Source organism: Flavobacterium sp. U410, from assembly GCF_053570605.1.
The window spans coordinates 1-14,157 of the sequence record NZ_JBSEFI010000031.1 but is presented as its reverse complement, the minus strand read 5'-3'; the positions used below and the strand labels follow the sequence as shown (position 1 = coordinate 14,157).

Here is a 14,157-nt window from a genome sequence, read left to right as displayed (position 1 = left end):
CTAATGCTCATTAGAAAAGCAACTTTACAAGATGCAACTGCTATTGCTGATTATATTCTATTAGCAATGGAAGATATTCTGTATGAATTCATTAAAGAAAAAAATCGAGATAAAGCCAAAACAATTTTACTTCAATTTATAAAGCAACCTAAAAACCAATATTCCTACGAAAATTGTTGGGTTATAGAAGAAAATCAAAAAATTTTAGGAGCTGCTTTAGTATATGACGGAGCTTGTTTGCACGAATTGAGAACGCCATTTCTAAAGGAGATCCGAGCTAAATACAATCCGGAACTTGCACCGGAAGATGAAACGGAAGCTGGCGAATATTACATTGATTGTTTAGGTGTTCATTCTGATTATCAAGGAAAAGGATTGGGTTCTTCCCTACTTCACTTTTTGATTGAAACTTTTGTTATGCAACAAAATAAAACGCTTGGTTTATTGGTTGAAAAAGAAAATCCGGGAGCTCAAAAACTCTATTTAAAATTAGGATTTCAAATCAAAGGCGAAAAAAGATTAGCCGGAAAATTATTAAACCATCTCCAAATAGAAAAAGTATCTCGATAGCTATTTTATTCTATTTAAGTTGTCGTTAATTGATTTTTCTTTGAATTCTGAATTTTTAATTTTTCCAAAGGAATATTTTATTGACAATACTAACAAATTGGCATCTGTATAATAAATTCCTTTACTACTGATATTGTTGGTTGTAAAATCTTCTCTGAATTTTATCTGTCTAAAAATATCATTATAGTTCAAAGCAAAATCTAATTGATTAAAAAATGTTTTTGAAATTCCAAAATCCATCGTAAAAAGAGCATTTCTTTTATACACTCCTTCCATCCTATCTGTTAAGCCCCAACCTGTTATTATCATCTGTATTCCTTTTTTAAACTTAAAAAGATGATTAGAATAATAATACAGATAAGGTTTTGTTTGATTTAGAACAGATTGCTCATTTTCTATCTTGTTTAGAACACCTGTTATCTTATTTGTTGTCGACCATTTCTTATATGCAAAAGGTAATGTGATTCCTAAATTGAATCCTGATTCTTTATCGAAATTTTCTGATTGAAATAACAGCAAATTTTCTGATTCATTGTAAATAGTAGCATAATAAATGGGCGATTTTGTCTTGTAATAGCTTAATTCTAAAACTTTATTTTTAAATTCATACGATATCGAAATTTCATTGGCAATGGTAGGATTCAAATTAATATTATTAGTCCATATAAAATAAGGATTAATGTATGTTGAAATTTGACTGGTCATTGAAAATACCGGACGATTTATACTTTTTGCATAATTAAAAAATATAGCGTTAGCATCATTCAACGCATAATTTACAGCTACTTTTGGAAACCAATTGAAATAATTTTTATCAATAGATAAAAAACTATCAGAAGATTGTTTTCCTTTTGTAACAGTTTTTTCACCTCTTAGTCCTATTGTATAATCTATTTTCTCCAATAAGTCACCAGAAATTTGAACATAAGAAGCCGCATTGGTTTCTCTATAGTTATAATCTGTTTTGCTATCGTTTTCCGAATTAAAATTTTCAATTTCTAGTTGTGTATCTGAATCTGCTTTTGAAAATTGAACTCCAAATTCTAATTTCATTTTATTTTTGAATTCTTTTTCGATATTTAGTTTTCCTGAAAAAACATCAACTAAAAAGTTCTGATCTCTATTTTGTGTTACTTCTAATCCTGAATCATTAACGTCATTTGAGATTATTCCGTTTGTCGGTTGTTCAAAATGAGAATATTGAAACCCGGAAAACAATAAAACACCTGATTTTTTTAGCTTATGATTGTAATTTAGAGAAGTATTCAAAAAGTTTCTTTTTTGATGATTGCTATTTAACGTATAAATATTTTCAATTAGACTTTCTTGTTGGTTGTAAGTAGTTGTGGTTATATTAAATCGATCATTTTGAAGCCTTTGGTTATAGTTAAAAGACAAATAATCATCGTCATTAATTTTATAAAAAAGTCCAGTTCCAATTATAAATTGAGGTCTTTTAGTTATAGCTTTAGTCATATAATTGGAAATAATATCATTTGCCGGGATTGTAAAATTATTTCCGTTTTTTTCCCAAACGGTCAATTGATTGTAATTAAAACTTGTTTTAAATTCTAGTTTTTTCTTTTTAAAGCTAGAATTAAGACCAAAATAGTTATTGAAATTTCTTTGAAAAGAAGCTTTTTCTGAAATGTCTATTTGCATCCCTTCTCTTTTACTTAATTTTCGGGTTATGTGTATTACTGCCCTTCCGTTGGCTTCATATTTTGATGAAGGATGTCGTATAATTTCTATTGTTTTAATGTCATCTACAGTCAATGAATTCAGAATATTTATATCTACTTTTTGATTATCAATATAAAGCAATGGTGAACCTTTTCCTATCAAAGTTATATTTTCTTTATCAGGACTAACTTGAATATCAGGAAGTTTTGCCAATAAATCTAAAGGATTTGCAATGGTACTGTAAATGGAATTAGCGACATCGACTTTTAAAGTTCCATTTTTTACTGTAATGGCTTTTTTGTTATATTCTACTTTTATTTCCTCTAATTCTATTTTTTTCTCTTCTTGCGAAAAAGCATTAATACAGATAAAAAATAAAGCAATTCTACTGATAGTATTTAACATTTTTTGATTTTTTAGCAAAGTTGTTCTGTTTTTTTTCTTTGAGAGTTAATCGAAAGTTAATGCAGCGTTAACGGAATCGATTTAGTCAAAAAAGCCTTATTTTTGAGTATTCAAAGGCAATTATGAAACAAAAAATAAATCTCTTAATTGGTTTTTCAGCATTCATTTTAATAGTGCTGATTGCTATGCAATATTATTTGGTTAAAACTTCTTACAACTATAAAGTCGCCCAATTCCAAGGAGAAATAAAAGAAAAAATCTCTAATATTGTCAATAATTTTGCGAGTATAGATTCTTCAACACAGTATGATAACAATTTATTTTACAGTAATTTAATTGATGAATATGTTCAAGATAAAAATCCTAAAGAAGATTTTAAACATAAATTTATAGATAATCCTTACCGCGGATTACTGACCCAACAGTTAAGAAGACAAATTGAACTTGAATTTCCTAAGAATAATATTGATTTTGCCGTTGTTGCCAATAAGCTTGTAATTCTTAGTTCTTCTAAAAAAGCAGATACATTATTCTCTGAAAAAGTAAATATTAAAAATGCCGTTTATGGAAATCTGACAACCTTAGAAAGTGCTTTTACTGTCAAAAGTTATGTCAGAACTGTTTCCGGAATTTCAAATCCGGATTACAAATTGTTAACCGATGAAACTTTACTTGTTTCTGTAAAAAAATGGGAACAAATTGTTTTAAGAAGAATGACCTTTATTCTCATTTTGGCTACAGTATTGACTACTATTCTGGTATTGCTTTTCGTTATTATATTAAAAGCTTTAATCAAACAAAAAAGAATAAGTGATGTAAAAACAGATTTTGTCAATAACATGACTCATGAATTAAAAACACCTTTAACTACTCTTTCTGTCTCTACAAAAATACTAGAACGAAGTGAAATTCTAAATAATAAAGATGTTTTAGATTCTATATTAGCAACTATACACCGTCAAAACAACCGATTGCAAAAAATTGTAGATCAAGTAATTAACGAATCATTAGGTTTTGAGGAAATAGAATTATGCAAAAAGGAAATTAAAATTGTTTCCTTATTACAATCTATTATTTTTGACTTCAATTTAGCATATCCTAATATAAAAATAAACTTAGAAACCAACAATTCAGAAACGCAATTGTTTCTTGATCATTTTCATTTAACTACAGCACTAAATAATGTGTTAGAAAATGCTGTAAAATATGGATGTCAAACTATTATCATCAGAACATTTATCCAAAAAGAGCTTTTTTATATTCAAATTGAAGATGACGGAATAGGAATTCCTAAAAATAAACAATTCATGGTTTTTGAAAAGTTTTACCGTATTGAAAGTGGTAATATCCATACTGTAAAAGGTTTAGGTTTAGGGCTTTTTTATGTTGATCAAATCATGAAAGCACATAAAGGTTCCATTCAGGTTATCAGCGATCTAGGAAAAGGAGCTTCCTTCACAATCAGTATTCCTATTATATAATTTCTATTCATGCAAAAAGTACTTTTAGTAGAAGATGATATTGACTTTGGCAATATTTTAAAACAGTATTTAGAACTACATCAATTTTTAGTTTTTTTAGCAAAAGACAGTGAAGAAGCTCTTGATTATCTAAAAAAAGGACAATTTACCATTTGTATTTTTGATGTTATGATGCCAAAAATGGACGGTTTTACATTAGCTGAAAAAGCTATCGAAATCAATCCTGAAGTTCCTTTTGTCTTTTTAACAGCAAAAAATCAGAGTGAAGATAAAATAAAGGGATTAAAATTAGGTGCTGATGATTATATTACAAAACCATTTGAAGCCGATGAACTCGTTTTAAGATTGAATAACATTATAAAACGAACACAAAGAATTAACGAAAAAAAATTATCAGAACCGATTCCAATAGGCAAATATTTATTTGACACCAATCGTTATGAATTAAAAATGGGAACAAAGATTCAACAAATAACTGAAAAAGAAGCTTCTTTAATTTTATTCTTTTTAGAACATGCTAATCAATTAATTAAAAGAGAATTAGTTTTAAATACGGTTTGGGGAAATGATGATTATTTTACCGGAAGAAGCATGGATGTTTTTGTTAGCAGACTCCGAAAATACTTTAAAGATGATGATTCTATTTCATTAGAAAGTATAAGAAACATCGGTTTAGAGTTTAAAATAAAAAATGCAGACCTGTAAGCCGGATTCTGTCTCCAAAAAAGGAGTCTTATCATTTATCTAGTTCCGCAATTACTCACGGAATCCATCTGCCTACCCCTCAGCATTGGGCGAGCAGCCCTTAATTGCTGATATACATGGCATTTCACCGCATAGAGTTTACCTGATTTCACTACAGCCTTACCTGTACATCCTTTCTGTTGCACTTGTCCTCATCTCTCGACGGACGGGCGTTACCCGCTATGCTGCTCTATGGTGTCCGGACTTTCCTCCCTCCCAATTTTAATTGGAACGACGATAAGACGGTCTGCGGTGCAAAAGTATAACATTTTTTAAACCTTAAGATGTATTTCTTGTCTAAAATCTGATTACTTTTATGCTAAAATTACTCATGAAAAAGATTTTATTTCTTCTATTGTTGAATATTACATTCAGTAATGCTCAGTATAACGACCCTAATTTTCCAAAACCTTCTTCCGGCTATGGTTCTGACGGAACTCATCCTGTGGGAGTTATCTCTTTTACCAATCCCTATTTCACATCAAAAGATATTGAAATTTACCATCCTTCTGATGTCATCACTCCTGTTCCTACACTATTTTATAGTCATGCTTATGGTGGTAATGTTTCTGCAAACATAAGTGGTGTATTGAATTTTATAGCACAGAAAGGTTATGCTGTCGTTTATGTTCCTTATCAAACAACCGGAGTCACTAACGAAGATCGTTATGATAACTTACTACACGGATTTACAAAAGCTGCGCGCGACTATTCTGCGGTAATTGATACTACAAAAGTCGGTTTTTTAGGTCACTCTTTTGGTGGAGGAGCTTCTTTTACTTTGGCTAAACATTGTTTTGACAGCTACAATTGGGGATCATCGGGAAGATTTATTTATGCATTAGCACAATGGTATACTCTTGACCTTTCTCCTACTGAATTGAGCTCTTTCCCTTTGGATACTAAATTATTAACAGAAGTATTTGACGATGATATAACGAATGATCATAGAATGGCAATCGATATTTTTAACAACATCAATATTCCTTTAAGTGAAAAAGATTTTATTTTGGTAAAATCATGTACTGTAGGAGGTTATAATTATGTTGCTGACCATAGCGTTCCCAATACGTCTTCTGCTTTTGATGCTTTAGATTATTATGCTTACTATCGTTTATTAGATGCTCTGTGCGATTATACTTTTAATGGAAATTTAGCAGGAAAAGATGTAGCGTTGGGCAACGGAAGTACAAACCAAATTACTATGCCAACCGGAATGTTGAATTTAATAGAATATGAAAACCCTCCTGTTCTATACCCGGAAAGCAACTATACATTTCCGTGTACCAGCAGCACCAATCCAAGAGAATCTTTTTGTGGATTATTATCTTCCGAAGATTTTGAAACTGATGATAAAATAACTGTTTTTCCGAATCCTGCCCATAACAATCTGTTTATCAGAAACAAAAATAAAGTTTTGTGTAAAATCGGTATTTATGACATGTTTGGTAAAATGATTTTGAAAACAGAATCTGAAGATAAACTTATTACCGTGAAAATTCAAGAATTAGATAAAGGAGTTTATTTTGCAAAAGTGAATAACAGCGTCAAAAGATTTATAAAATTTTAACCTTTATAACTTCCTTAACATAAAAATCAGTAACTTGTAGAGAACAAGCAAAAACTATTTATTATGGCAACACAATATCATTATGCTTCCGTTTCAGAAGCTTTAGACGAATTGAAAAAAATAGGATTTGAATACGATTTTAATATTCATGAAAATGAAATTGTGTTAGATCCTGACGGTTTTATCGTAGAACATGTGTATCGCTATGAAGGAAATTCCAATCCTGATGACGAAGCTATTGTTTATGGAATCGCTTCTTTTGAAGGCAAAAAGGGAGTTTTTGTCAGCGGATTTTCGGCAAATTCAGATTCCAAAGCAGCCAAAATAATCGAAAACATCTTAATTATTGCCGACGAATAATTGTGCATTGTGAATAACTTTTCGTCTATTTTGAAAATATGGCTTTACTTAAACTGAACATTTGTTTTATATTTGTGAACCAATAAAGAACAATGGAACAATTCATAGTATCGGCTAGAAAATACCGCCCACAGACATTTAAAGATGTTGTAGGTCAAAAAGCTATTACCAATACTTTATTGAATGCTATTGAGAGCAATCACTTAGCTCAAGCTTTGCTTTTTACAGGTCCGCGTGGTGTGGGAAAAACAACTTGTGCCCGCATTTTAGCGCGTAAAATCAATCAGGAAGGTTATGACGACCCTAATGAGGATTTCTCTTTTAATGTTTTTGAATTAGATGCTGCTTCTAATAATGGTGTAGATGATATCCGTAGTATTATTGACCAAGTACGCATACCACCACAAACAGGAAAGTACAAAGTTTACATTATTGACGAGGTTCACATGTTGTCGCAGGCTGCTTTTAATGCTTTTTTGAAAACATTGGAAGAACCGCCTAGACATGCTATTTTTATTTTAGCAACTACTGAAAAACACAAGATCATTCCAACGATTCTTTCTCGTTGTCAAATATTTGATTTTAAAAGAATTACAATTAACGACGCTAAAGAGCATTTGGCTGAAATTGCAAAAGAACAAGGTATCACTTTTGAAGACGATGCTTTGCATATTATAGCGCAAAAAGCAGATGGCGCTATGCGCGATGCGCTTTCTATTTTTGACAGAGTGGTTTCCTATTGCGGAACCAATTTAACACGTCAGGCTGTTGCTGAAAATCTTAATGTTCTTGATTTTGAATACTATATTAAAGTAACGGATTTAATTATTGAGAATAAAATTCCTGAATTGCTATTGGCTTATAATGATATTTTAGCGAAAGGTTTTGACGGTCATCATTTTATAGCTGGTTTGGCTTCTCATTTCAGAGATTTATTGGTTTGTAAAAATCCGGTAACACTGACTTTATTAGAGACCGGAGAACATGCTCAAAAATTATATCAAGAACAATCCTCAAAAGTTTCACAAGATTTCCTTTTACAAGGAATCGAATTGGCCAATGATTGTGATTTAAAATACAAAACCAGTCAAAATCAACGTTTACTAGTTGAACTTTGCTTAATGCAATTAGCCTCCATTACTTTAGATGGAGAAAAAAAAAAAGCTAAGTCATTCATAATTCCGGCTCTATATTTTAGAAATAACAGTTACTCTATAACGGAAGAAGTTGTAAAACCTGTTGTAAATAATCCTATTTCAACTCCAAATGTAGAACCTGTTAAAACGGTAGTTCAACCTGTTTCTGAATCACCTGCTATTACAAATCCTATTTCTTCAGCAACCGGTACTGGTAATCGACCTAATGTTTCTGCTCTTTCGCTGGCAAGTATTAAGGCAAGAAAAGAGTTAGAAGCTAAGCAGTTGACTCAAATAAAATCGATTGGCGAGCTTCCAAAAGAAAAGTTTACGGAAACAGATATGTTATTACAGTGGAATAAATTTGCACAAAGGATAACCGATCAGGGTAAAAAGCTGATGGCTACTTACATGCAAATGAATGATCCTGTTTTGGAAGGAACAACCATAAAACTGGAACTTCCGAATGAAAGTACAAAGGAAGAATTTTTACACGGCTCTAATGAATTATTAGGATATCTTAGAGGGAAATTGCATAACCATGACATTGTCATTGAAGTAGTTGTCAATGAAACCACTTCAAATAAACATGCTTTTACTCCTATAGAAAAATTTGAAAAACTAAAAGAATTGAATCCAAATATAGAACTTCTGAAAAAGATGTTTGATCTGGATCTTTAAATTCTTCCGTAATACATTGCTTTAACTATTCCGTCTGACAATCCTATTTTGGGTACAAAAATTTGTCTAGCACCACTCCATTTCATTGCACTTAAATAAATTCGTATTGCCGGAATGATTACATCTGCACGATCAGGATTCAAACCTAACTCGGCAATTCTTTGCTCATAAGTTAAACTGTTAAGCTTTTGATATTGTGAATTTAAATAAACATAAGACAAAGGTTTGTCCGGATGCTTTTCAGACAATTTGAATATTTTATTAATGTTTCCTCCTGAACCGATCAATGAAAGTTCTTCAATATCTTTTGTTACAGATTTGATCCATTTTTCTATTTCTGTCCAAACAATATCGGAAACCATATTATTCAGTAATCGAACGGTTCCTATTTTAAATGATTTTGAAACTACTATTTTGCCTTCCGAGAATAATGAAAACTCTGTGCTACCACCACCAACATCTACATATAAATAAGTTTTATCAGTATTAAGAAATTGCTTCAAATCAGAAGCCGCAATAATAGCTGCTTCTTTTTTACCGTCAATGACATCTATTCTAATGTCTGTTTTTTTCTTGATAAGTTCTACAATTTCTTTTCCGTTATAAGCTTCTCGCATTGCTGAAGTAGCACAAGCTTTATATTTCTCTATCTTATGTACTTTCATTAATAGACTGAAAGCTTTCATAGCATCGACCATTCGGCTCACATTTTCTTCTGAAATTTCACCTACGGTGAAAGCATCTTGTCCTAAACGAATGGGCACACGAACCAAAGAACTTTTATTGAATTGAGTAGGATGTCCTTTTTGTTCTACAATATTGGTAATCAATAATCGCATAGCATTGGAACCTATATCAATAGCCGCATATTTTTTTATAGTAATCATAAACAGTGTTATATTTTTTCGGTAATAACCTCTAATTTATTTTGATAATACTTGTATGTTTCTAATTGAGAACGGAAAGGTTTTTCATCACCACGTTTTCTGTATCTGTTTTTTAAATCATCCGATTGATAACGTGCTTTTACATTGGCTTTCCATCCGATATCAAAAATCTCTATTAATTCCTTTTTAATCTCTTTATCATAAATAGGACAGGTTACTTCTACTCTCGAATCTAAATTACGCGTCATAAAATCAGCTGACGAAATATAAACATCAGGATTACCGTCATTAGCAAAAATATACAAGCGGGCGTGTTCTAAATAATTATCTACAATGCTTATCGCTTCAATATTTTCACTCATTTCATCAGCACCAGGTACAATACAGCAAATTCCTCTCACGATCAATTGAATTTTAACACCTGCTCTACTGGCGTCATATAATTTATCTATCATTTTAAAATCAGATAAACTATTCATTTTTAATTTAATAAAAGCTTCTTTACCGGAAAGAGCATTTAAAATTTCTCGTTCAATTAACTTGTTGAATTTAGAACGTGTATAATGCGGTGAAACAAATAAATGTTTGTATCGGTGAACTTTATAATTTACCTGAAAAAAGTCGAAAACTTTAGAGACATCTTTCAAAATTGCCGAATCAGCTGTAAAAAGTGTTAGATCAGTATAAATTTTGGCTGTACTTTCATTAAAGTTTCCTGTCGAAATAAAGCCGTATCTTTTTACTTTGTTTTCTTCTAATCGTTCAATGACACATATTTTACTATGTACTTTTAACCCTTTAACACCAAAAATAAGCTCAATACCTTCCGTTTGCATTTGTTCTGCATAATAGATATTGCTGGCTTCATCAAAACGAGCTTGTAGCTCAATTTGTACAATTACTTTTTTTCCGTTTTTAGCTGCATTTATTAAAGAGCTGATGATTTGAGAATTATTAGCTAATCTGTACAACGTAATTTTGATAGACATTACTTTAGGATCTAAAGCAGCTTCTCTTAAAAATTTGATTACATAAGAAAATGATTGATATGGTGCATTAAGCAAATAATCTTTCTCTCTTATTTTTTGAAGCATACTTCCTTCTATTTCCAATCCCGGAATAGGTAAAGGAGTATTAGGCTTATATAGTAAATCGTATCGTCCTAAATTAGGAAAACTCATATAATCTCTTCGGTTATGATAACGCCCGCCTGGAATAATACTATCTGAACTATCTATTTTCATACGATTGAGTAAAAATGTTAAAAAATCTTTCTCAATGGCTTGGTCATAAACGAAACGAACAGGCTCTCCTACCCTTCTTTCTTTTACACTATCTGAGATTTTCTCAATTAAACTTTTAGAAAGATCACTATCAAATTCTAACTGAGCATCTCTGGTAATTTTAATCATGTGAGCTGAAATACTATCATACTCAAATATGTTAAAGATATAATCTAAGTTAAGTCGTACAACATCATCTAAAAGAATAACATACTGCTTTTCATTATTTGATGGTAATACCACAAAACGATTAACTGTATTAGGTATTTCAACTACGGCATAACGAATTTCTTTCTTTGGAATAAAATTATCGATCAATGATGATTTTTTAGGTTTCATCACTAAACGAACAGCCAAATAACCAGCAGTATCTTTTAACAGTGGGAATTCGCTTAAGTCATTTAACATGATCGTTACTACAGCAGGACTTACTTTTTGAATAAAAAATTCGTGTAAAAATTTCTCTTGCTCTTTTGTAACTTCTTTTTCGTTAACAATAATGATATTCTCTTTTTGAAGCTTATGTTCGATTTCGCTTAAAATGCGTAAACTTTCTGATTGTTGTTCAATTACGATATCTGTAATTTCCTTTAAAAGTTCAGTTGCCGAAATTCCGCCTAAAACTTTTTCAGAATTAATTTTGCTATCATTTTTCATTCTTCTGATAGCTGCATAGCGAACTCTAAAGAATTCATCTAAATTATTAGAGAAAATTCCTAAAAAACGTAATCTATCTAATAAAGGAACTGTTTCATCTGCCGCTTCTTGTAAAACTCTGGCATTAAAAGTTAACCAACTTTTTTCTCTATCTATATAAAAATTATGATGATGCGTGTTGTTCATGCTTAATGTGACTTGGAAAAACTGTTTTTATTGTCCTACCCTTTTTAAGATCATTCCAATCATCGGTATCAAATGCTAAAGAGACAACACCTGAAGTTGGAACATTCTCTATAAATAGGTCACCAAATTTATTAACAAAATTTGTAATGGCATCATTGTGTCCAAAAAGAATTAAATTTTCATAATGATTTGGACAACTTTTGATAACCTTTTCCAAAGCTTTTTCATCAAATGTATATAAATCATCTCTCAATATAAGAGTCTCTAAAGGAATATGTAAATGATGTGAAAATATGGTTGCCGTTTCTAGCGCTCGTTTAGCAGTACTGCTCCAAACAATGTAAGTATCAGGTAAATAATCAATTATTTTAGAGGAAACTAAATGTGCATCTTGTATTCCTCTTGGAGAAAGAGGACGGTCTTTATCATTCAATGGCGCCTCCCAACTTGATTTGGAATGACGAATAATTACTAAGTTTTTCATAAATAAAAAATTATATAAATGGCACAATTATCAAACTAATTCTTCATAAAGTAACGCTTTTTTTCTGGAAATAACTACCCCGAAAATGATAATTAAAAGTTAATTCATAGACTTTTTATCTCTTTTTATCGAAAAAAAGAACCTTTAGTAAAATCGATGCATTGAAATTAACTAATTTAGCTATGTAATTACAAAAAGCGCTCCCAACGTTTGAACTTCAATTCTCCTTTGTGATGAATTATTTTTTATATAAATTACTGCGGTTAAGTCACTAACTTAATTTTTTTTACTGTTAACCATTTCCCTTATTAACTTTTTCATTTCCCCCCGATTATAACTGCGGAGTAATCTTTTATTCGCTAAACTTTACTTATCTGACTTTTTGGAAATCAAATGTTTAACAAAAAGTAGAGGTTATGAAAGCAAAAATTACGCTATTGCTGCTTATTATTGCTATTGGGTTAAATATGTCTTATGGACAATTTACTGCTGATAAACCGGATCTAAGATTATGCGGTACAGCACCCAATTATTACACCGATTATTTCAACTGTACATCTAATAATTATACACTAGATGATGTTTTTCTTAGCTTGACAGACATTAATGGTGTTCCATTAGATGATACAACATGTACTCCCGGTTCTTCACATACCATGTACATTATGTTGAATTATACATCAAATTCTAACAGCGATATTTATCACGCAAGAATATTTGCGGATTTAATTATTGACGGAGTTACAACTTCCATCAATGTCAATTTCGGTACGGTTTCTTCAGGAACAGGACAACGATTATTATACGGTCCATTTACATGGATTTGCGGGCAAGAAATTATTTTAAATAGAATTTTAATTGTATGGAAAACTTCCGGAAATAATACAGAATTAACGCCCTATGATTGTCATTCTTATAACAGATCACAATGTGAACTTCCCGGAGGAGTAGTTGTTACAGCACCTTTAGCGGTTCAATTCACATATAGTGGTTGTACTAATGGAAATCAGTCCACTATTAATTTTGATTCCACTACAAATGGGGGAACACCTCCTTATTCCTATGCATGGGATTTTGATTCTAATGGAACAATAGATTCTACTGTCGAAAATCCAACGTTTACATATAACAATAGTAACAGTTATAATGCTACTTTAACAGTTACTGATGCTAATGGATTAAGTAATTTTTATACTGTTCCAATACTATACCCAACAGAAATTACTATTGTAGCTAATGTTCAACCATTGAATTGTACACCAAACTCAACAGCTGCAATTGATATTACCGTAACTGGAGGTACACCACCTTACTCTTATCTTTGGAATACAGGACAAACTACTAAAGATTTATCAAATTTGGATGTAGGAACTTATTCTTTAACAGTAACTGATGCTTTAGGATGTACAAAAAATTATAGTACAACTATTTCTCCTGTTGTTTGTTGCCAATTTGAAGTCAGTTGTCCGACATTTAGTCCTATTGCTATCCAATGCTATGACTTATTACCAATAGAAGGAATACTTACTGAAGCCGATTTTGAAGCTTTAGGCAATGGCGATGGAATTATTGGCAATAATCCTTGTGGTGTAATTGTTATTACTGCTCAAAACAGTGCTTATGCAGGTTGCAATTCTAATATTACAAGAACTTATACAATTACCGAATATCAAGATGATAACAATAATGGAATTCATGAATCTAATGAAACAACCATATTAAATACCATTACTTGTAACCAAACTATTTTAATTAATGATATCACTCCTCCTTCAATTGCAACACAGGCAAGTAATAGCACTGTGGAATGTAGTAGTACAAACGGAACGGAATTCAACACTTGGTTGAATAACAATGGTGGTGCCGTTGCTTCTGATTCTTGTGGAAATGTAACATGGACTAGAGTTGGTGATTCTATTTCTGATGAATGTGGAACAACTGGTTCTGCAACTGTAACTTTTAGAGCAACTGATGATTGCGGTAACTTTAGCGAAACTACTGCTACTTTCACCATTCAGGATACTACAGCA

At 31.2% G+C, this 14,157-nt stretch carries 10 protein-coding genes, 1 other RNA gene and 1 pseudogene; 7 read left to right on the top strand and 5 right to left on the bottom strand.

What is annotated here, in order from left to right; all coding sequences use genetic code 11:
- Positions 1–3 precede the first annotated feature (3 nt).
- Positions 4–570, top strand: a complete 567-nt coding sequence (locus tag ACUSJC_RS15815) for a GNAT family N-acetyltransferase (RefSeq protein WP_449270537.1) — start codon at positions 4–6, stop codon at positions 568–570.
- Here the strand turns inward: ACUSJC_RS15815 and ACUSJC_RS15810 are convergent, their stop codons facing one another.
- Positions 571–2,658, bottom strand: coding sequence for a TonB-dependent receptor domain-containing protein (locus tag ACUSJC_RS15810; RefSeq protein ID WP_449270536.1), 2,088 nt, complete (start codon positions 2,656–2,658; stop codon positions 571–573).
- Positions 2,659–2,780: 122 nt separating this feature from the next.
- On the opposite strand from ACUSJC_RS15810, the gene ACUSJC_RS15805 reads away from it, so the two are divergent.
- Both ACUSJC_RS15805 and ACUSJC_RS15800 read left to right on the top strand, forming a co-directional pair.
- On the top strand, positions 2,781–4,139 hold the full coding sequence (locus ACUSJC_RS15805; protein WP_449270535.1) for a sensor histidine kinase: 1,359 nt from the start codon (positions 2,781–2,783) through the stop codon (positions 4,137–4,139).
- A gap of 9 nt (positions 4,140–4,148) precedes the next feature.
- Positions 4,149–4,799, top strand: a pseudogene (locus ACUSJC_RS15800) (response regulator transcription factor); the annotation flags it as partial.
- Between the two features lie 26 nt (positions 4,800–4,825).
- On the opposite strand, the gene rnpB reads toward ACUSJC_RS15800, so the two are convergent.
- Positions 4,826–5,137, bottom strand: an RNA gene (gene rnpB, locus ACUSJC_RS15795) — RNase P RNA component class A.
- Positions 5,138–5,214: 77 nt separating this feature from the next.
- Between rnpB and ACUSJC_RS15790 the strand changes: the two genes are divergently transcribed.
- The 3 genes from ACUSJC_RS15790 to ACUSJC_RS15780 all read left to right on the top strand — a co-directional run bounded on the left by ACUSJC_RS15790 (position 5,215) and on the right by ACUSJC_RS15780 (position 8,630).
- A complete protein-coding gene (locus tag ACUSJC_RS15790) occupies positions 5,215–6,453 on the top strand; it encodes a T9SS type A sorting domain-containing protein (protein WP_449270534.1) in 1,239 nt (412 codons plus the stop codon).
- 63 nt (positions 6,454–6,516) lie between these two features.
- On the top strand, positions 6,517–6,813 hold the full coding sequence (locus ACUSJC_RS15785; protein ID WP_449270533.1) for a hypothetical protein: 297 nt from the start codon (positions 6,517–6,519) through the stop codon (positions 6,811–6,813).
- Positions 6,814–6,905: 92 nt separating this feature from the next.
- Positions 6,906–8,630 (top strand): DNA polymerase III subunit gamma/tau, encoded by a 1,725-nt coding sequence (locus ACUSJC_RS15780; protein WP_449270532.1) that lies wholly within the window; start codon positions 6,906–6,908, stop codon positions 8,628–8,630.
- On the opposite strand, the gene ACUSJC_RS15775 is transcribed toward ACUSJC_RS15780, so the two are convergent.
- Genes ACUSJC_RS15775 through ACUSJC_RS15765 form a run of 3 tightly spaced genes read right to left on the bottom strand, consistent with a single transcriptional unit; the run spans position 8,627 to position 12,127 of the window.
- Positions 8,627–9,517: a Ppx/GppA phosphatase family protein gene (locus ACUSJC_RS15775; RefSeq protein ID WP_449270531.1), complete on the bottom strand. Its 891-nt coding sequence runs from the start codon at positions 9,515–9,517 to the stop codon at positions 8,627–8,629. The two genes, ACUSJC_RS15780 and ACUSJC_RS15775, sit on opposite strands and share 4 nt — an antisense overlap.
- Before the next feature lie 8 nt (positions 9,518–9,525).
- On the bottom strand, positions 9,526–11,643 hold the full coding sequence (gene ppk1 / locus ACUSJC_RS15770) for a polyphosphate kinase 1 (protein WP_449270530.1): 2,118 nt from the start codon (positions 11,641–11,643) through the stop codon (positions 9,526–9,528).
- Entirely contained in the window at positions 11,621–12,127 is a 507-nt protein-coding gene (locus tag ACUSJC_RS15765; protein ID WP_449270529.1) for a SixA phosphatase family protein, read from the bottom strand. The genes ppk1 and ACUSJC_RS15765 overlap by 23 nt, the downstream gene beginning before the upstream one ends.
- A 416-nt stretch (positions 12,128–12,543) precedes the next feature.
- Here ACUSJC_RS15765 and ACUSJC_RS15760 point away from each other — a divergent pair.
- Positions 12,544–14,157: PKD domain-containing protein (locus ACUSJC_RS15760; protein WP_449270528.1), on the top strand; the 1,614-nt coding region annotated here is incomplete at its 3' end.